The organism is Streptomyces sp. NBC_01334, assembly GCF_035983595.1.
Lineage (GTDB): Bacteria > Actinomycetota > Actinomycetes > Streptomycetales > Streptomycetaceae > Streptomyces > Streptomyces coriariae.
The window spans coordinates 4,671,849-4,690,920 of record NZ_CP130718.1; the positions used below are offsets into that span (position 1 = coordinate 4,671,849).

The 19,072-nt window shown below is 70.8% G+C and carries 18 protein-coding genes; 9 read left to right on the forward strand and 9 right to left on the reverse strand.

From position 1 onward, the window contains the following. Both OG736_RS20850 and OG736_RS20855 read right to left on the reverse strand, forming a co-directional pair. Positions 1-255, reverse strand: a complete 255-nt coding sequence (locus tag OG736_RS20850) for a MoaD/ThiS family protein (protein ID WP_020130366.1) — start codon at positions 253-255, stop codon at positions 1-3. A gap of 37 nt (positions 256-292) precedes the next feature. Then, complete coding sequence (locus OG736_RS20855; protein WP_327183792.1) at positions 293-1,132, reverse strand: alpha/beta hydrolase; 840 nt, start codon at positions 1,130-1,132, stop codon at positions 293-295. A 202-nt stretch (positions 1,133-1,334) separates the two neighbouring features. On the opposite strand from OG736_RS20855, the gene OG736_RS20860 reads away from it, so the two are divergent. The 8 genes from OG736_RS20860 to OG736_RS20895 all read left to right on the forward strand — a co-directional run bounded on the left by OG736_RS20860 (position 1,335) and on the right by OG736_RS20895 (position 10,300). After that, positions 1,335-2,123, forward strand: coding sequence for a winged helix-turn-helix transcriptional regulator (locus OG736_RS20860; protein WP_327183793.1), 789 nt, complete (start codon positions 1,335-1,337; stop codon positions 2,121-2,123). Positions 2,124-2,228: 105 nt separating this feature from the next. Then, positions 2,229-3,251, forward strand: a complete 1,023-nt coding sequence (locus OG736_RS20865) for a LacI family DNA-binding transcriptional regulator (protein WP_171398063.1) — start codon at positions 2,229-2,231, stop codon at positions 3,249-3,251. Between the two features lie 194 nt (positions 3,252-3,445). After that, on the forward strand, positions 3,446-4,705 hold the full coding sequence (locus OG736_RS20870) for a S1C family serine protease (RefSeq protein ID WP_327183794.1): 1,260 nt from the start codon (positions 3,446-3,448) through the stop codon (positions 4,703-4,705). Between the two features lie 29 nt (positions 4,706-4,734). Then, complete coding sequence (locus OG736_RS20875) at positions 4,735-4,944, forward strand: hypothetical protein (protein WP_327183795.1); 210 nt, start codon at positions 4,735-4,737, stop codon at positions 4,942-4,944. A 117-nt stretch (positions 4,945-5,061) separates the two neighbouring features. Continuing rightward, positions 5,062-5,799, forward strand: a complete 738-nt coding sequence (locus OG736_RS20880; protein ID WP_327183796.1) for a response regulator transcription factor — start codon at positions 5,062-5,064, stop codon at positions 5,797-5,799. After that, positions 5,796-7,259: a HAMP domain-containing sensor histidine kinase gene (locus tag OG736_RS20885; RefSeq protein WP_327183797.1), complete on the forward strand. Its 1,464-nt coding sequence runs from the start codon at positions 5,796-5,798 to the stop codon at positions 7,257-7,259. The genes OG736_RS20880 and OG736_RS20885 overlap by 4 nt, the downstream gene beginning before the upstream one ends. Before the next feature lie 108 nt (positions 7,260-7,367). Next, positions 7,368-9,467, forward strand: coding sequence for a pectinesterase family protein (locus OG736_RS20890; protein ID WP_327183798.1), 2,100 nt, complete (start codon positions 7,368-7,370; stop codon positions 9,465-9,467). A 47-nt stretch (positions 9,468-9,514) separates the two neighbouring features. After that, a complete protein-coding gene (locus OG736_RS20895) occupies positions 9,515-10,300 on the forward strand; it encodes a response regulator transcription factor (RefSeq protein ID WP_327183799.1) in 786 nt (261 codons plus the stop codon). A gap of 65 nt (positions 10,301-10,365) precedes the next feature. Here OG736_RS20895 and OG736_RS20900 read toward each other — a convergent pair whose 3' ends face one another. The 4 genes from OG736_RS20900 to OG736_RS20915 form a co-directional block, all read right to left on the reverse strand. Continuing rightward, a complete protein-coding gene (locus tag OG736_RS20900; RefSeq protein WP_327183800.1) occupies positions 10,366-12,159 on the reverse strand; it encodes an ABC transporter ATP-binding protein in 1,794 nt (597 codons plus the stop codon). 93 nt (positions 12,160-12,252) lie between these two features. Then, a complete protein-coding gene (locus OG736_RS20905) occupies positions 12,253-12,387 on the reverse strand; it encodes a hypothetical protein (protein ID WP_199920330.1) in 135 nt (44 codons plus the stop codon). A gap of 100 nt (positions 12,388-12,487) precedes the next feature. Continuing rightward, the gene (locus OG736_RS20910; RefSeq protein WP_327183801.1) at positions 12,488-12,622 is read right to left on the reverse strand and encodes a hypothetical protein; all 135 of its coding nucleotides are present in this window, start codon (positions 12,620-12,622) and stop codon (positions 12,488-12,490) included. A gap of 249 nt (positions 12,623-12,871) precedes the next feature. Further along, complete coding sequence (locus OG736_RS20915; RefSeq protein ID WP_327183802.1) at positions 12,872-14,674, reverse strand: bifunctional metallophosphatase/5'-nucleotidase; 1,803 nt, start codon at positions 14,672-14,674, stop codon at positions 12,872-12,874. Between the two features lie 249 nt (positions 14,675-14,923). Here OG736_RS20915 and mshD point away from each other — a divergent pair, with 249 nt between their 5' ends. After that, entirely contained in the window at positions 14,924-15,850 is a 927-nt protein-coding gene (gene mshD, locus OG736_RS20920; RefSeq protein WP_327183803.1) for a mycothiol synthase, read from the forward strand. A 42-nt stretch (positions 15,851-15,892) separates the two neighbouring features. Here the strand turns inward: mshD and OG736_RS20925 are convergent, their stop codons facing one another. From OG736_RS20925 to OG736_RS20935, 3 genes are read right to left on the reverse strand one after another with little or no spacing between them, the layout of a single operon-like run. Further along, positions 15,893-16,537 carry an ABC transporter gene (locus OG736_RS20925; protein ID WP_327183804.1) on the reverse strand — a complete coding sequence of 215 codons (645 nt, stop codon included), beginning with the start codon at positions 16,535-16,537 and terminating at the stop codon, positions 15,893-15,895. Between the two features lie 56 nt (positions 16,538-16,593). Beyond that, the gene (locus OG736_RS20930; protein WP_327183805.1) at positions 16,594-18,147 is read right to left on the reverse strand and encodes an ABC transporter permease; all 1,554 of its coding nucleotides are present in this window, start codon (positions 18,145-18,147) and stop codon (positions 16,594-16,596) included. Next, positions 18,144-19,022, reverse strand: a complete 879-nt coding sequence (locus OG736_RS20935) for an ABC transporter ATP-binding protein (RefSeq protein WP_327183806.1) — start codon at positions 19,020-19,022, stop codon at positions 18,144-18,146. The genes OG736_RS20930 and OG736_RS20935 overlap by 4 nt, the downstream gene beginning before the upstream one ends. Positions 19,023-19,072 lie beyond the last annotated feature (50 nt).

The window sequence follows — 19,072 nt, forward strand, 5'->3', positions numbered from 1 at the left end:
TCACCCTCCTGCGAACGGCGGGAGCACCTCGACCGTGCCGCCGTCGGCCAGCCGTACCGTCTCATGTTCGCGGGTGCCCACGGGGTCACCGTCGACGAGGAACGAGCATCGTTGCAGGACACGCACGAGTTCACCGGGGTGTCGCGCACGTGCGGCGTCGAGTGCCTCGGCGAGTGTGGCCGCGTCGTGCGGCTCCTCGGCGACCCCGGCCGCGGCCTTGGCGGCCGCCCAGTAGCGCACCGTGACCTTGGGCATCAGGTTCCTCAATCGATCGGCTGTGTACACGGTCAGGCTAGCCCGCCCGCGCTACCGCCCAGTCCCCGATACGGGCCAGCAGGCCGTCGTCGGCCGCGTGCTCGGCGTGGCCCATGCCGTGCTCCAACCAGAGTTCGCCGTGCCCGGCGGCCGCCTCGGCCAACATCCGGGGGTGGTCGAGGGGGAAGTAGCCGTCCTGGTCCCCGTGCACGATCAGCAAGGGCGTCGGCGCGATCTTCGGGACCGCCTCGACCGGGGACAGCGGGACGGGGTCCCACTCGCGGCGGTGGATACGGGTGCGGAAGCCGTAGCGGCCGACCAGGCGGCCCTCGGGGCGGGTGACCATCCAGTGCAGCCGGCGCATCGGGGCCGTGCCGCGGTAGTACCAGCGGGCGGGGGCGCTCACGGAGACGACGGCGTCCACCGTCCCCTCGTACAGCGCCGCGTGCCGCAGGACCACCGAGCCGCCCATCGAGAAGCCGACGGTCACCACGCGCGCGTGCCCGAGCGAGCGGGCCCACTCCACGACGGCGGCCAAATCGAGGACCTCGCGGTCGCCGACCGTCGAGTGTCCGCCCGAGCGGCCGTGGCCCCGGAAGGAGAAGGTGACGACGGCGCCGTGTTCGGCGAGGGCGGACGCCACGCGCCGCACGTGCGGGCGGTCCACGTCCCCGGTGAACCCGTGGGCGACGACGAACACCGGGTGACGGACGGATGGCGCGGAGGCGTCGTATACGGCCGCACCCGGTTCGTATACGGAATCGACGGAAATCCCGTCGGCGGTGGGCAGAAACGTCCGCAATGGTGCGTGCGTGCCCGTCTCGGAATACGGACGAACGGTGGAACGTGCCACATGACCTGCCGGACCGCTGCTCATGTGGGCTATTCTGCTGGACAGAGGACTCGGGCAGCGTAGCCCCCGGGTCCTTTTGTGCTTTCGGAAGCGTTGTATACGAAATGGGAACCGGGCGGGAAACGCCAGGTGACCGCGGGTGTACGGCCCCCCGGGATCGCAGAGCAGTGCCGCAAAAGCCGCAGTGCCGCAATGTCCTCGCAGGGACCGAGGAGGAACCAGACATATGAGTTCTCTGCTGCTCCTGACCAACGCTCTCCAGCCGTCGACGGAGGTGCTTCCGGCCCTCGGACTGCTGCTGCACAACGTGCGGGTGGCCCCGGCCGAAGGCCCCGCTCTCGTCGACACCCCCGGTGCCGACGTCATCCTGATCGACGGCCGCCGCGACCTGCCCCAGGTCCGCAGCCTCTGCCAGCTGCTGCGCTCCACCGGACCCGGCTGTCCGCTCATCCTGGTCGTGACCGAGGGCGGCCTCGCCGCCGTCACCGCCGACTGGGGCATCGACGACGTCCTGCTGGACACCGCCGGACCGGCCGAGGTCGAGGCCCGGCTGCGGCTGGCCATGGGCCGCCAGCAGATCGTCAACGACGACTCCCCGATGGAGATCCGCAACGGCGACCTGTCGGTCGACGAGGCGACCTACAGCGCGAAGCTGAAGGGGCGGGTCCTGGACCTGACCTTCAAGGAGTTCGAGCTCCTGAAGTACCTGGCCCAGCACCCGGGCCGGGTGTTCACCCGCGCACAGCTGCTCCAGGAGGTCTGGGGCTACGACTACTTCGGCGGCACCCGTACCGTCGACGTCCACGTACGACGCCTGCGCGCCAAGCTCGGCCCCGAGCACGAGTCGCTGATCGGAACCGTCCGGAACGTCGGTTATCGATTCGTTACCCCTGAGAAGGGGGAGCGCGCGAGTGACGAAGCCAAGGCCAAGACGGACCGGCCGGAGCAGTCAAAAGCGGACGATACGGACAACGTCGCCGCCCTGGACGCCGCGGAGGTCACGGCGGAGGCGTAGTACCCGCCGGTAAGCCCGGCACCCGCTCGGGAAGGGCGTCGCCCGCGCACAGGGAAGCTCCTGTACGCCCTGCCCAGAGCGGGTCCATCCGCGTAGACTCCGCGGGTGGCCAAGGTGACTCGGGATGACGTGGCGCGACTGGCGGGTACTTCGACCGCTGTCGTCAGCTATGTCATCAACAACGGACCCCGGCCGGTCGCACCGGCCACGCGCGAGCGTGTCCTCGCCGCCATCAAGGAGCTGGGGTACCGGCCCGACCGGGTCGCCCAGGCGATGGCGTCACGGCGCACCGACCTCATAGGCCTGATCATCCCGGACGCCCGTCAGCCCTTCTTCGGCGAGATGGCGCACGCGGTCGAGCAGGCCGCCTCCGAGCGCGGAAAGATGGTGCTGGTCGGCAACACCGACTACGTCGCCGAGCGCGAGGTCCACTATCTGCGGGCGTTCCTCGGGATGCGCGTCTCGGGCCTCATCCTCGTCAGCCACGCGCTGAACGACCTTGCGGCCGCGGAGATCGACGCCTGGGACGCCCGGGTGGTGCTGCTGCACGAACGCCCCGAGGCCATCGACGACGTCGCCGTCGTCACCGACGACCTGGGCGGCGCCCAGCTCGCCGTACGCCACCTCCTGGAGCACGGCTACGAGTACGTGGCCTGTGTCGGCGGCACCGCGGAGACCCCCTCCGTCGGCGACCCGGTCTCCGACCACGTCGAGGGCTGGCGGCGCGCGATGGACGAGGCCGGCGTCAGCACCGAGGGCCGACTCTTCGAGGCGCCGTACAACCGCTACGACGCCTACCGCGTCTCCCTGGAACTGCTGGCGGGCCCGGATCGGCCGCCGGCCGTGTTCTGCTCCACCGACGACCAGGCGATCGGCCTGCTGCGCGCGGCGCGCGAGCTGCGCATCGACGTGCCAGGCGAGCTGGCGGTCATCGGCTTCGACGACATCAAGGAAGCGGCCCTCGCCGACCCGCCCATGACAACGATCGCATCGGACCGCTCGGCGATGGCCCGGGCGGCGGTCGACCTCGTCCTGGACGACGGTCTGCGGGTCGCGGGCTCGCGGCGCGAGCGGTTGAAGGTGTTCCCGTCGCAGCTGGTGGTACGGCGGTCCTGCGGCTGCGAGTAGCCGTTCGCAGGCCTGAAGGATTCGTTCACGGGCCTGAACAGCCGTACACGGGCTTGCCCGAGCCGTGCATGAGACGCCTCTGAGAGACTCCGCCCTACTTCGGGATCGCTCTTTATATCGGGCATACGAGGTTCTGGCGGGCTTCTCAGGGAGCACTCAGGGAGCTCTCATGGTCGGGCGAGAAGCTTCGTTCCATGACCGAGAGCATCCGCCGCAGCGGCGAGTACGAGAACTTCGAGAACCCGTACCAGGCCCCGTACGAGGGCGCCCAGCAGCACGCCTCCGCCCCCCTGGGCTCCTCCCCGGTGAACCCGGAGTGGCCGCCCCCGCCGGCCTACGAGCCGGTCGCGCAGCCCGTGCAGCAGCAGTCGGTGCAGCAGCAGCCCGTGCAGCCGGTGCAGCAGTCCGCGCACCAGCCGCAGCCGACGGCCGTCGAGCCCACCGCGGTGTGGCAGACCCAGGCAGCGGCCGGTGGCGCCGACAACGGCGGCTACGGCGGCCACGGCGGCAACGGCGGCGGAACCGCTCTCCTCACCCCCGTGGCCTCCGAGCCGGCGCCCGACCGGAAGAAGCGCGCCCGCGGCCCGTTCGCGCTGCTCGCCGCCGTGGCGATCGTCGCGGCGGCCATAGGCGGCGGCACGGCCTACGGCATCCAGGAGCTGACCGGCAAGGACGAGGTGGTCTCCTCGTCCACCACCACCAGCGTGGTGCCCTCCAGCAAGACGGGTGACGTGGCCACCATCGCGGCGGCGGTCAGCCCGAGCGTCGTCGAGGTCAGCGCCACGCTCAGCAACGGGACGTCCACCGGCTCCGGTGTGATCATCACCAGCGGCGGCGAGATCGTCACCAACAACCACGTCATCTCCGGCGCCACCTCGATCAAGGTGTCGACGAGCGACGGGAAGTCGTACACCGCCAAGGTCGTCGGCACGGACAGCAAGAAGGACCTCGCGCTCATCAAGCTGGAGAACGCGTCCGGCCTGAAGGCGGCGACCCTCGGCAACTCCGACGGCGTCAAGGTCGGCGACACGGTCGTGGCGATCGGCTCCCCCGAGGGCCTGACCGGCACCGTCACCAGCGGCATCGTCTCCGCGCTGAGCAGGGACGTGACCGTCTCGACCGACGAGAGCCAGAGCGAGAGCCAGGGCGGCCAGGGCGGCGACGGCAACTGGCCCTTCCAGTTCGGCGGCCAGCAGTTCAACGGCGACACGGGGACGTCCACGACGACGTACAAGGCGCTCCAGACGGACGCCTCCCTGAACCCCGGCAACTCCGGCGGCGCGCTCATCGACGCCAGCGGCAACATCATCGGCATCAACTCCGCGATGTACTCCGCCGCGACGGACTCGTCCTCCTCCGCCGACGCCGGCAGCGTCGGCCTCGGCTTCGCCATCCCGATCAACACCGTCAAGGCCGACCTCGCCACACTGCGGGCCGGCGGCTCCGACAGCTGACAACCCACCACCGAGTCAGGGAGTACGTCATGATCAAGCAGGTTTCGCACACGGTGACCGGTTTCGGTGCGGCCGACCTCGGTCTGGCCCTCGACGTGGCGTACGAGCTGCACCCGCCGGTCGCGCCCACCCGCGCGCCGGAGGTGGCGGTCCCGCAGCTGATGGGTCTGCGCACCACCGCGGCCCGCCCGCACCAGCGCAAGGTGCCGCTGAACCGGCTCGCGGCCCTGCGCGGCTGATCCCACCGCAACCCGCTCTTCACGCGCACACCGGGAACCGTGCGAGGCTGAGGACACTCAGCACGTTCAGCAGGTCCGGCCTCCCGTCGTCCCACCGCACCCGAGGAAACCACGCCCATGAGCCCCGCCGAAGGCGACCGTGACACCCAGCGCATCCTGATCGTCGACGACGAGCCGGCGGTGCGTGAAGCACTCCAGCGCAGCCTCGCCTTCGAGGGCTACGACACGCAGGTCGCCGTGGACGGCGCGGACGCGCTGGAGAAGGCGACCGCCTATCAGCCCGACCTGGTGGTGCTGGACATCCAGATGCCGCGCATGGACGGCCTCACCGCCGCGCGCCGCATCCGCGGGGCCGGCGACACCACGCCCATCCTGATGCTCACGGCCCGTGACACGGTCGGCGACCGGGTCACGGGACTGGACGCCGGGGCGGACGACTACCTGGTCAAGCCCTTCGAACTGGACGAACTGTTCGCCCGCGTACGGGCCCTGCTGCGGCGCAGCTCCTACGCGGCGGCGGCCGGAGCGGGCACCGTGGAGGAGGACGAGGCTCTCACCTTCGCCGACCTGCGCATGGACCTCGCGACCCGCGAGGTCACCCGCGGCGGACGCCCGGTGGAACTGACCCGCACGGAGTTCACCCTCCTGGAGATGTTCATGGCCCACCCGCGCCAGGTCCTCACCCGTGAGCAGATCCTGAAGGCGGTCTGGGGCTTCGACTTCGAACCGTCGTCCAACTCGCTGGACGTGTACGTGATGTACCTGCGCCGCAAGACGGAAGCGGGTGGCGAGCCGCGCCTCGTGCACACCGTGCGGGGCGTCGGGTACGTGTTGCGACAGGGCGGGGCGGAGTGAACAAGGTCGTACGGCGGTTCCGCTCGCTGCCGATCCGGGCCCGGCTGTCGATGCTCGTCGCTGCCGCCGTGGCCTTCGCGGTGGCGGCGGTCTCGGTGACCTGCTGGTTCCTCGTGCAGGGGAAGTTGTACGACCAGGTCGACGAGGATCTGAAGCAGTCACGGATGAAGGGACCGGGGCAGTTCGTCCAGATGCAGAACGCGCTCGCCAACTGCACCCAGACTCCGCAGACGAGCAACAACCCGTTCCGGAACGACCTCTACACCCAGGTGGTCACGGCCGACGGAACCCCCTGCGTCATCGAGGACTCCGAAGGCTCGATCAAGGTCACCCAAGCCGACAAAGAAGTGATCAAGAACGCGAGCAGCGGCAAGTACCTCATCCGTAACGGCACCGACGGCAACGGCGATTCGGTACGCGTGATGACCACGCCGGCCTCCCTTGAGAACACCGCCACCGGGGAGCAGTCCTACGGAGCCGTCATGGTCGCCGTGCCCCTGAAGGGCACCGAGTCCACCCTCAACGACCTGGCCCTCATCCTCCTCCTCGTCTCCGGTATCGGAGTCGTCGGTGCCGGCGCCGCCGGCCTCGCGGTCGCCCGTGCGGGGCTGCGGCCGGTCGACAAGCTCACCGAGGCCGTCGAGCACGTGGCCCGGACGGAGGACCTGAGCATCCGGATCCCCGTCGAGGACGACAGCGACGACGAGGTCGCGCGCCTCTCCCGTTCCTTCAACTCGATGACCGCGTCCCTCGCCAACTCCCGTGAGCTCCAGCAGCAGCTGATCGCGGACGCCGGTCACGAGCTGCGCACCCCGCTCACCTCCCTGCGCACCAACATCGAGCTCCTCACCCGCAGCGAGGAGACGGGCCGTCCGATCCCCCCGGCGGACCGCAAGGCGCTCCTCGCCTCCGTGAAGGCGCAGATGACCGAGCTGGCGTCACTCATCGGCGACCTCCAGGAACTGTCCCGTTCCGAGGGCCAGCGCGGCGAACGCGTGCAGGTGGTCTCGCTGGAGGACGCGGTGGAGTCGGCGCTGCGCCGGGCCCGGCTGCGCGGCCCGGAGCTGACCATCACGGCCTCGCTGGAGCCCTGGTACACCCGGGCGGAGCCGGCCGCGCTGGAGCGGGCGGTGGTCAACATCCTGGACAACGCGGTGAAGTTCAGCCCCGAGGGCGGCACGATCGACGTCCGGCTGAGCCACGGGACGCTGACGGTCCGCGACCACGGCCCCGGTATCCCCACCGAGGAACTCCCGCACGTCTTCGACCGCTTCTGGCGCTCCCCCAGCGCGCGGGCCCTCCCGGGCTCGGGCCTCGGCCTCTCGATCGTCGCCCGCACCGTGGAACAGGCCGGCGGCCAGGTCGGGCTGGCCCGCGCGGACGGCGGCGGCACGGTGGCGACGGTCCGGCTGCCGGGGGCGCCGACGCCTCCGCCGGAGGATCCCGCCATTCCCTCGTAGAAGGCGGACGACACTCTCCTCACGCATTTCCGTGAGTTCGGCAACCTTTCCGATCCGGGCGGCGACCCAGGGGCGCATCAACTCCCCCCGCACGGAACGGATGGTCGTATGAGCGCGCACCGAAGCAGAGGCACCAGCAGGCCCCGTCACCGCAGGCGCAGCGCCGCGGTCGCGATCGGCGTACCCCTCGCCCTCACCGCCGCCGGCACCCTCGCCTACGGCACGGACCTCGGGCTCTTCGGCGCGGACGCGCAGGCGAGGGCATCGGCCGCGACCGCGGCCACGCCCGCCTGGGCGACCGCCACCGCCGACGGCTTCGCCTCCGTCAACGCCCTGGGGCAGAACGGCACGTACGGCGGCCGGGACGGCAAGACCGTCACCGTGAAGACCCTCGCCGACCTCGAGAAGTACGCGACCGCCGCCGAGCCGTACGTCATCGTCGTCGCCGCGACGATCACCATGGACCCGGTCGGGAAAGAGATCAAGGTCCGGTCGGACAAGACGATCGTGGGGTCCGGGACCGCCGGGCACATCGTCGGCGGCGGATTCTTCCTCGGCCAGGGCGTCCACAACGTGATCATCCGGAACCTGACGATCCGGGACGCCTACCAGGGCGTCTGGAACGACAAGGAGCACGACTACGACGGCATCCAGATGGACGGCGCGCACCACGTCTGGATCGACCACAACGACATCCGGCACATGGCCGACGGGCTCATCGACAGCCGCAAGGACACGACCTATCTGACGGTGTCCTGGAACAAGCTGAGCCAGGAGAACAAGGCGTTCGGCATCGGCTGGACCGACAACGTCACCGCCGACATCACGATCCACCACAACTGGATCCGCGAGACCGAGCAGCGCAACCCGTCCACGGACAACGTCGCCCACGCGCACCTGTACAACAACTTCCTGGAGGACGTGGCGGGGACGGACATCAAGTCCTCGTACGGCAACTACTCGCGCGGCGGGACGAACATGGTCCTGGAGAACTCCTACTTCCAGGGCCTGACCAACCCCGTCGTCCGGGACGCCGGCGCCACCCTCGTCCAGCGCGGCAACGTCTTCTCCGGCACGACCGGCAAGAACGAGAGCGGCGGCACGGGCGCGGCCTGGGACCCGAAGACGTACTACGCGTACACCCTCGACAAGGCGGCCGACGTACCGGCGCTGCTCAAGTCGGGCGCGGGCCCGCGCAGTTCGATCGGCGCCTCCGCGAGCACGACGACGGCCACCACGAAGGCGGCGGCCGCGACCACGCTCACCGTCGCCAAGGACGGCAGCGGGCAGTACACGACCGTGCAGGCCGCCGTGAACGCCGTGCCGGCGAACAACCCCGCGCGCGTCGTGATCGCCGTCAAGCCGGGCACGTACCGCGAGCTGGTCAAGGTCCCGTCCAACAAGCCGCACGTCACCATCCAGGGCACCGGCGGCAGCCGCAAGGACACCACGATCGTCTACGACAACGCGTCCGGTACGCCGAAGCCCGACGGTTCCGGCACGTACGGCACCGGCGGCAGCGCGACCGTCGCCGTCGACGCGGACGACTTCCAGGCCCGTAACCTGACCATCTCCAACGACTTCGACGAGGCCGCCCACCAGGACATCGCGAACCAGGCGGTAGCCCTGCGCACCTCCGCCGACAAGGTGTTCCTCGACAGCGTCATCGTCAGCGGCGACCAGGACACCCTGCTGGTGGACACCGCGGCCAAGGAGAAGCTGGGCCGCGTCTACATCACCAACTCCTACGTCATCGGCAACACCGACTTCATCTTCGGCCGGGCCACCGCGGTGATCGACAAGTCTGTCATCACCCTGAAGAAGCGCTGGAACGGCACCTCGGCCGGCTATGTCACGGCCCCCAGCACGGCCGCCGGCCGCAAGGGCATCCTGATCGCCAACTCCACGGTGAACGGTGACGTGTCCGACCGGAGCTTCTTCCTCGGCCGCAACTGGCACGCGGGCGGCGACGCGACCCTCGACCCGCAGACCACCGTCCGCAACACCTCCCTCAGCGCCGCGATCAAGACCACCCCCTGGTCCGACATGGGCGGCTTCTCCTGGAAGGACGACCGGTTCGCGGAGTACAAGAACACCGGCGCGGGCTCGGGCGCCGCGAGCTCCGACCGGCCCCTGCTGACCGACGCCCAGGCCGCCGCCCAGGAGGTCGCGGACTGGCTGGGCGACTGGACCCCCACGGCCTCCTGACATCCCTCTGCCAGCTCCGCCACAGCCCCTCGCTCCACCGTGAGGGAATGGTGATACGAACGGTGAAGGGGACGGCGGGGGCGGCAGCGGGCGGGGGAACGGCACGGCGAGCGGGTACGGCGGGGAGGATACTGCTGGCCGACGACGACGCGGACATCCGCGAGGGACTCGGCCGGCTGCTCCGCTTCGAGGGCTACGAGACCGTCCTCGCCGGGGACGGACGGCTCGCCCTCGATCTCGCGCTCGACCTGGTCGGAGCCCCCGGCAACGCCCCCGACCTGGTCCTGATGGACGTCACCATGCCCGGCCTGGACGGGCTGGCCGCGACCCGGCGGATCCGGGCCTCCGGCTCCACCGTCCCGATCCTGATGATCACCGGCCGGGACGCGGTGGGCGACCGTATCGTCGCCCTCGACAACGGAGCGGACGACTATCTGATGAAGCCGTTCGCCGCGGAGGAGCTGCTGGCCCGGGTGCGGGCCCTGCTGCGCCGGGGCACCCGACGGGCGTCCCCGTCCGCCGCGGTCGCCTCCGCCCGGCTGGCCTTCCACGACATCGTCATGGACCTGTCCTCCCACACGGTCACCCGCGCCGCCCGCCCGCTCGACCTCACCCCCACCGAGTACTCCCTCCTGGAGTACTTCCTCCGCCATCCGACGAAGGTCCTCAGCCGCGCCCGGATCCACAAGGACGTCTGGGGCTTCGACTTCGAACCGACGTCCAACACGCTCGACGTGTACGTCATGTACCTGCGGCGCAAGCTGGAGCAGTACGGCGAACCCCGGCTGATCCAGACGGCACGGGGGCTGGGGTACATGCTGCGGGTGGGGTGACGGCCTCGGCGACGCGGTGCTGCGGCGACACTGCGACGCGGTGTTGCCTGCGATGCGGTGCCGCGTCAGAGGCGCAGCACCAGCGTGTCGTCGGTGGGCCGCCTGCGTGCCGTGGTCTCCCGGGCCGGCTCCGACCACGGTTCGACCAGCCTGGTGTAGGCCGCGCAGCGGGTCATCAGCTCGTCGTGCGTTCCCGCGTCCAGCAGCCGCCCCTCGTCCACGACCAGGATGCGGTCGGCGTCGCGGGCGAGGCTCAGGTCGTGGGTGATCATGATCGTGGTGCGGCCCGACATGAGGCGCCGCAGGGGCTGGACGATCTGCCGGGCGGCCACCGAGTCGAGGCCGGCGGTGGGTTCGTCGAGGACGAGCACCGGGGCCGCGCGGAGCATCGCGCGGGCGATGGCGACGCGCTGGAGCTGGCCGCCGGAGAGGGCCGCGGTGCCCGGGGCGATATGGGTGTCGTAGCCGTCGGGAAGGGCGGCGATGAACTCGTGGGCGGCGGCCGACCTGGCCGCTTGCTCGATCTCCGGGCCCGTGGCGCCCGGGCGGCCGCACCCGATGTTCTCCCGGATCGTGCCGTTGAGGACGAGGGTCTGCTGGGGAAGCAGCGCAGTGTTCTCGCGGACGAACTCCAGCGGGACGTCCGTGAGCGGGACCCCGTCCAGGCGGACGACGCCCTCGTCTGGGTCGTAGAAGCGGGTGAGGAGTTTGGAGAGGGTGGACTTTCCGGCCCCGCTCGCGCCCGTGACCAGGACCAGTTCGCCGGGGCCCACGGTGAAGGTGACGTCCCGCAGTGACTCGCGGGCCGCGTCGGGGTAGCGGAACGAGACGCCGTGCAGGCTGACCCGGCCCCGGACCGGCCAGGCGGGGACGGGGACGTCCGGGTCCGTCACCGACGGCTGTGCGTCCAGGATTTCCGCGATGCGTTCCGCGCCCGCCGTGGCCGCGGTGACCGTCAGGCCGAGTTGGCCGAGGTTGCGGACCGGCGGGTAGAGGTAGCCGATGAACGCGGCGAAGGCGAGCAGGGCGCCGAGGGTCATCCGGCCGGCCGAGATCTCCCAGACGCCCAGGCCGATCACCGACAGGACGCAGAGGGTCTCGACCACCTCGACGAACTGCTCGTACATCTCGCTCAGCCGCGCTCCGCGCACGCTGGCCCGCATCCACGCGCGGGCCTCCTTGTCGAGGCGCCGCTCCTCGTCGCGGCGGCGGTTGTACGCCTGGGTCAGCACGATGTTGCCCAGCGACTCCTCCACCACCGAGGTGATCGCGCCGTCGGCGACGCGTTCGTCCTGTGAGGCCTGCTTGATCCGGCCGGAGAAGCGGCGGGCGGCGAGCAGGAAGAGCGGGGCCAGGACGAAGGTGGCGAGGGCCAGGTCCCAGCGGAGCCACAGGGCCGCCGCCGCGTAGAAAGCCGCGGAGAAGGCCGCGGAGATCGTGCCGACCACGCCCGACACGACCAGTTGCTCGATGGCCTCCACGTCTCCCGTCAGGCGTTCCACCAGGTCACCGCGGCGGTGCCGCTGGAAGAAGTGGGGCGGGAGGTCCTGGACGTGACCGAAGACGTTCGCGCGCAGCCGGAGGACGAACCGTTCCGCCGTCCAGGTCGCGAGCGAGTTGCCCAGGTAGCCGACGAGCGCGCCCACCGCGGCGACACCCAGCCAGGCTCCGGCCGGACCCCAGAAGGCGGAGAGCGAGCCGGCCTCGAGGGCGTTGTCGGTGAGTTCGGCGAACAGCAGGACGGAGGCCGTCTCGGCGAGCGCGGACACCACCACGCACCCCACGATCACCAGCATCCACCTGCGGTCACCGCGGGTCAGCGGCCAGAAGCGGCGGAAGGCCTCACGGGCTTCCCTCATGTCAGCAACTCCCTCGACTCCCTACGTGTACGAGAGGCACGGCCGAGGCGGGGTCACCGGCTCTCACCGGTGACCCCGCCTCGTGGCGTGCCGTCAGCCCTTGTGCGCGACCGGGCGGCGCTTCGGGGTGACCTTCTTCGCGGCCTTCTTCTTGGCCACGGGCTTCGGGGCCGGGGCGGCAGCGGTCTTGCGGGCCTTCTTGACGGGGGTGATCTTGTGGAAGCTCATGGGAATTACCTCTCCATTTATCAGGTGCCGAATATGCTGGTTTTACGCGTGGCTTATTTGTCGCGGATTTGCAACAGTGTCGACCGGGATGACTGCGACATCAGCCCTTATGGGAGACCGGGCGGCGCTTCGGAGCGACCTTCTTCGCGGCCTTCTTCCTGGCCACGGGCTTCGGGGCCGGGGCGGCAGCGGTCTTGCGGGCCTTCTTGACGGGGGTGATCTTGTGGAAGCTCATGGCGTTCTCCGTTCGCTCTGTTCGCTTACTTCGCTTTCGCGTCGTTCGCTTTCGACATGGAAAACACTACGGGACGACAGAAGAAGAAAAAGCCGATTCCGCTTAGACCTCGATGAATTGCGGCTGAGACTGGTTTTCAGGCGGCATCGGGAACCAACCGGGAACTCACACAGGTCTTAATACGAAGAGGCGGCCCCGTCGGTGACGGGGCCGCCTCGTGAACCGCTGTGGTCGCGGGTCGTTCGTGGGTTACTGCACGATCGCGATCCGGTTCGCCGTCGGCGGGGCGATCGGGCCCGTGGCCGACGAGTTGGCGAGCAGGTACTGCTCCAGGGCGGTCAGGTCGTCGGCGCCGACCAGGTCGCCGGTGCCCTGGCCCAGCGTGGTGAAGCCGTCGCCGCCGCCCGCGAGGAAGCTGTTCGTGGAGACGCGGTAGGTGGCGGCCGGGTCGATCGCCGCGCCGTTCAGCTTGATGGAGTCCGTGACGACACGGTCGGCGCCGCTCTTCGTCAGGTCCAGCGTGTACGTCAGGTTGGCGGACGGCTGAAGGATCTTCGGCGCGCTCGCGTTCGTCCCGCTCACCTGCTCCTTGAGGACCTGGATCAGCTGGGCGCCGGTGAAGTCCTGGAGGTTCACGGTGTTGGAGAACGGCTGGACGGTGAAGCCCTCGGCGTAGGTCACCACGCCGTCGCCCTCACTGCCCTTGGCCGCGTAGGTGAGGCCCGCCCGGACGCCGCCCGGGTTCATCAGCGCGAGGTCCGTCTCCGGGTCGAGCTGCTTGCCGTACCAGAGCTGGGCGTCCGCGATCAGGTCGCCCATCGGGGACTCGGTGCCCGTGCTGGGGACGTCCGCGGAGATGTAGCCGATCGCCCGGTTGCCGACGGGGGCCGCCAGGGTGTTCCACTTGGTGATCAGCTCGGTCATGTCGGGCGCCTTGGCGACGGTCCGGGTGACCACGTGGTTCGCCGACTTCACCGCCGTACGCGCGATGTCACCGGTGAAGCGGTCGTACGTCAGCGTGGTGTCCGTGTACAGCCGGCCGAAGGACGCGGCCGAGGTGACCGTGCGCGGCTTGCCCGACGGGTCCGGGATCGTGCACGCGTACGCGGCGTGCGTGTGGCCCGTCACCAGCGCGTCCACCGCCGGCGTGATGTTCTTCGCGATGTCGACGATCGGGCCGGAGATGCCGGCGCCCGCGCCCGGCGAGTCACAGTTGTAGTTGTAGGAGCCCGAGGCCGGCAGCCCGCCCTCGTGGATCAGCGCCACGATCGACTTCACGCCCTGCTTCTGCAGCACCTTGGCGTACTTGTTGATCGTCTCGACCTCGTCCTTGAACTTCAGGCCCTTGACGCCCTCGGCGGACACCACACCGGGGGTGTCCTCCAGCGTCACGCCGATGAAGCCGATCTTGACGTCCTTCTTCTTCCAGACGAAGTACGGCTCGAGGATCGGCTTGCCGCTCTTCTCGGACAGGACGTTGGCCGCCAGGTACGGGAAGTCGGCCCCCTTGAACCTCTTGTCCGTGTAGCAGCCGGCCGTCGGGTGACAGCCGCCGTTCTGGAGCCGGGCCAGCTCCTTGGCGCCCTCGTCGAACTCGTGGTTGCCGACCGACGTGACATCCAGGTCGAGCTTGTTCAGCGCCTCGATGGTGGGCTCGTCGTGGAACAGACCCGAGATCAGCGGGGAGGCGCCGACCATGTCGCCGCCGGCCGCGGTGACCGAGTACGTATTGCCCTTGCGGGCCTCGCGCAGGTGCGTGGCGAGGTACTCCACACCGCCCGCGTCGATCGTCTTCGTCGTGCCGTCCGCCTGGAGTTCCGTGACCCGGCCGGAGGAGCCGGACGGGGGCTCGAGGTTGCCGTGCAGGTCGTTGAAGGACAGCAGCTGCACGTCCTGGTAGCGGCTCGGCAGCGGCTTGGAGTGCTTGGTGTCATGGGCGTCCGCCGGGAGCGCGGCGGCCATGGCACCGGCGGTGGCGAGACCCGCGGCGGCCGCGAGAAGACGGTACGTACGACGTCTGCCGTTCGGATGCGGCTGGGAAGTGGCTGGCATGCGCCCCCCTGAGGTGTCTGCCTGTGGTGTCTGCGTCCCTTGGGCCCGACCGGCCCTGCGAGACGTATGAGGAAGTGGCCCCGTCCGGCGCAGCCTAGGGTCAACGCGCGTAGCGCGACAGGGGGTTCTTGGTTACATCCTGGTTTCCCTTTGTCCTGCGCTTACCCTCTGCTTTGCCTTTCCGGACCGCAGCCTTCCGGCTCTCCCCTTGCCGCCACTTTGTGCGTCCCGCCCCTTACCCTCGTACGCATGACCAGCGACGACATCGCACGGATCCCCGGCTCCCGATCCATCGAGACCCACTCCGAGCTCTCCCCCGAACAGACCGAGGCCGTCCTCGAACTGCTCGCGGAGGCCGCCCGGACGGACGGCCAGCAGGCGGTGTCCGAACAGGGCCGCCTCCAGCTGCGCGGAGGCACCCGCGAAGGTGTCTCCCACCTGGTCCTCACCCTCGGCGACGAACTCGTGGGCTACGCCCAGCTGGAGGACACCGATCCGGTCGAGGCACCCGCGGCCGAACTGGTCGTCCACCCCTCGCACCGCGGCCACGGACACGGCCGCGCACTCGGCTCCGCCCTGCTCGCCGCCTCCGGCAAGCGGCTTCGGGTGTGGGCCCACGGCGGTCACTCCGCGGCCCGGCACCTCGCCCAGGTCCTGGGCCTCTCCCTGTTCCGCGAACTGCGCCAGATGCGGCGGCCGTTGACCGACCTCGAGCTGCCCGATCCGGTGCTGCCCGAGGGCGTGACCGTCCGTGCCTTCGTCCCCGGGAAGGACGACTCCGCCTGGCTCGCCGTCAACGCCGCCTCCTTCGCCCACCATCCCGAGCAGGGCTCCCTCACCCAGCGCGACCTCGACGCCCGCAGGTCCGAACCCTGGTTCGACCCCGCCGGCTTCTTCCTCGCCTTCGACGGCGATCGGCTGGTCGGCTTCCACTGGACGAAGGTGCACGCCGAGGAGCAGCTCGGTGAGGTGTACGTCCTCGGGGTCGCCCCCGGCGCGCAGGGCGGCGGCCTCGGCAAGTCCCTCACCACGATCGGCCTGCGGCACCTCGCGGCGCAGGGCCTGCCGACGGCGATGCTGTACGTCGACGCCGACAACAAGGCCGCGGTGTCGGTGTACGAGCGGCTGGGGTTCATCACCCACGAGACGGACCTGATGTACCGGACGGAGACCTGAGCCGCCCGAGGAGAGCCTGGGCCTCAGCCGAGCGCCGGGACCTCAGCCGGAGAGACGGCCCCAGGACGGACCGAGCCGGCCTGACCCCTGTCTGCGGGGTCGTCCCCGCAGCGGCTCCGGCGTCCACAGCACGCTCAGCGTGACCGTCGCCCCCAGCACCAACGCCCATCTCACCTGCGTCGCCGCCCAGTAGGGGTCCTGGGACGTGCCCAGCAGGCCCCACCGGTTCGGGACCAGTACCGCCACCGCGGCCGCCGTCCCCAGCCAGACCGCCGTGCTCCTGCCCACTTCCGCCGTCTGTGTGAAGCGAACGGAGATCGTCGCGAGGGCGAGGGCTGCGCAGGCCGTTGCCGCGGCCTCGAGCGTGGCCGGGCCGAGCGCCGGGCGGGTCGGGGCAGGGGTCAGGAGCAGAACCGCCGCCCACCACAGGGCCGCCAGGGGGGCGACGACGGCCAGCCGCAGCACGGTGCGCCGCGGGCGGCCCACCGGTGTCGTCGCGGTGGTGTTGCGGGCCGGGTCGTCCAGCAGGAAGGCCAGGCCCAGTGCGCCGGTGAGGGCGGTGAGGCGCAGCACCAGCCGCCCCAGTTCGGCGTCCGGGGCGTGGTCCGGCAGCCGGGTGGTGCCGGCGAGCAGCAGGCCCAGCCCGCCGGCCGTGGTCAGCGCCCGCCGGGGAAGGCCGCGGCACACCGGCGGCACCAGGGACCGCAACAGGTCCGCCGGGAGCCCTCTCGTCGCTGTTCGTGCTACTCCCCGCACTGGTCCGCCTCCTTCGGCACCTCGACGCCCAGCAGCTTCGCGGCCTGGGCGGTCGTCGTCCGCGCGGACGTCAGTTCCGTCCAGTGGGCCTTGACCCGGGCCGTCGTCTCGGCACGCGGCCGGTCCAGCAGTTCCCGGATCACCGTCGTCTGCGGGCCCGACAGGCTCAGTCCGTTCGTCGGGGCCAGGACCACGCCCGAGCCGGTGGTGCTGTCGTCCAGCCGCACGTTCCGGAAGGTGGCCGTCGGGGTGGGGTCCTGGCCCAGGACCAGCCACATGATGGTCACCGCGCGGGCGTCGCACATCGGCTCGGTCGTCACGTCCTCCGAGCCCCCCACCAGGACCGTGGCGACAGCGACCGCGAACTCGGGGACGCGGTTGCCGCCCCAGCGCGTGCCGACCGTCACCTCGCCGGGAGTGGTGGAGGGGTCCAGGGCGCCGTCCGTCTCCACTCCGCCGTCCGTGTAGATGCGCTGGCGGACCGTCAGCCGGGCCTCCGCCGCCGTGCCGCCGGCCCCGGACCTGACCCGGTCTACGACCTCGGCCCAGTCGTCCCGCACGACGTTCCACTCGGGGAACGAGCAGTAGGTCGAGCCGTCGTGCGTCGTGCACGACTGGACCTTCTCCGGGGAGTCGGACGCCGTTTTGCGCGCCGCGTCCAGAGCCGACGTGTCACCCGGGAGCTGGCCGATCACACCGGCCGCGGTGGCCGCGAGGGCGAGCGCGGTCGCCGCCTTGACGGCCCGGGTGCGGCCGCCGGCGACCAGCAGGGCCACGCAGGCCAGCACGGCGCACAGGCCCGTCACATACAGGGCGTGCCAGCCGGCCGGACGGCCCAGCAGGTCGGAGGGGACCGGGTCGCCGCCGCTGGACGAGAAGAACTGGATCGGGTCGATCCACGCCACCCACTCCTGGCGGACGTCGATGAGTCCGGAGACCAGGATGCCGAGCACGTACACGGCGATGACGAACAGTATGGGCACGAAGGAGGAGGGCAGCAGGCGGGCCAGCAGCACGCCCGTGATGCCTGCCAGCAGGACGCTCAGGGGGCCGACGGCCAGCTCCCCGAAGGAGCCGTGGCCGATCGCGCCGGGCTTCAGCGCCTCCCGGGTGTACTCGGCAGCGACGGCGAGCGCGGTGAGCCCCGCGTAGGGGATCACGGAGAGCACATGGGCGAGGGTGCGCCGCCAGGGCTCCATGGTCAGAACCCCGAACTGCTGCACCGTGCCGTGCTTGCGCGAGCGCAGCGCGGCCGCGTTGACGCAGATGAACACGGCGAGGGCGAACAGCAGCGGCGTCGCCTGGGTGCGGCGGTCGACCGTGTTGAGGACGGGGAAGTCGTCCATGCCGTCCTTGCTCATCAGCCGCAGGGCGATGAGGACGACGTACAGGGCGAAGAAGAACAGCACCGGAATCTGCTGGAGCAGTTCGCGGGTCTCGAAGCGGGCGAGGGCGAGGACGGCCTTGGTGCGGTGGCCCTCGTGCGGCGGCTCGGTGGGCGTAGCGGCTGGTTCCGTGATCGTCGGGGTCGTGGTGCTCACGCCGTCACCTCCGCGCTCTCACCGTCGAGGGTGAGCAGGTAGCCGTCCTCCAGGGTGGGTTCGAGGAGTTCGGCGCCGGTCGGCGGATCGCCGATGTTGCGGAAGCTTCCGGTGCCGGTGCGCCAGCCCGCCAGGGCGTTCGGATCGCGTTCCGTGCTGCTCCAGACCCGGCCGGCCGCACGGGCGGTCAGGTCGGCCGGGGTGCCCTCGAAGTGGACGCGGCCCCGGGCCAGCACCACGACACGGTGGCAGAGCATCGCCACGTCCTCCGTCTGGTGGGTGGACAGCAGTACCGTGCGGCCCTCGCCGGCCTGGGCGATCAACTCCCGGAAGCGCATGCGCTGTTCGGGGTCGAGGCCGACCGTTGGCTCGTCCAGCACCAGGAAGCCGGGCTCGCCGACGAGCGCGGCGGCCAGGGCGACGCGCTGGCGCATGCCACCGGACAGCCGCTTGATGCGCGTGCCGCGCACCTCCGAGAGGTCGACTGCCTCCAGCACGCGCCGTACCTCGCGCAGCCGGGCGCCGCGGTCGGTCAGCTCCTTCAGGATGGCCACGTAGTCGACGAACTCGAAGGCCGTGAACTCCGGGTGGAAGCCGGGGGTCTGGGGCAGATAGCCGAGCGCGCGGCGCAGGGCGAGGCGGCCGGGCGCGGTGCCGGGGTCGTGCCCGAGGGCCGTGAACGCGCCCCCGTCGGGTGGCACGGCCGTGGCCAGCACCCGCAACAGGGTGGTCTTGCCGGCGCCGTTGGGGCCGAGCAGCCCGGTGACACCGCGGGTCAGCCGCAGCGAGACGCCGTCGAGGGCACGGGTACCGCCGAAGCGCAGGGAGAGGTCGGTGGCCGTCAGGGTGGCGGGGCCGGTGGAAGCGCTGGTCATGTGAAGCTCCTGGAAGTCCGGTGGGCGGGCGGGGCCGGGGCGGGGGCCGT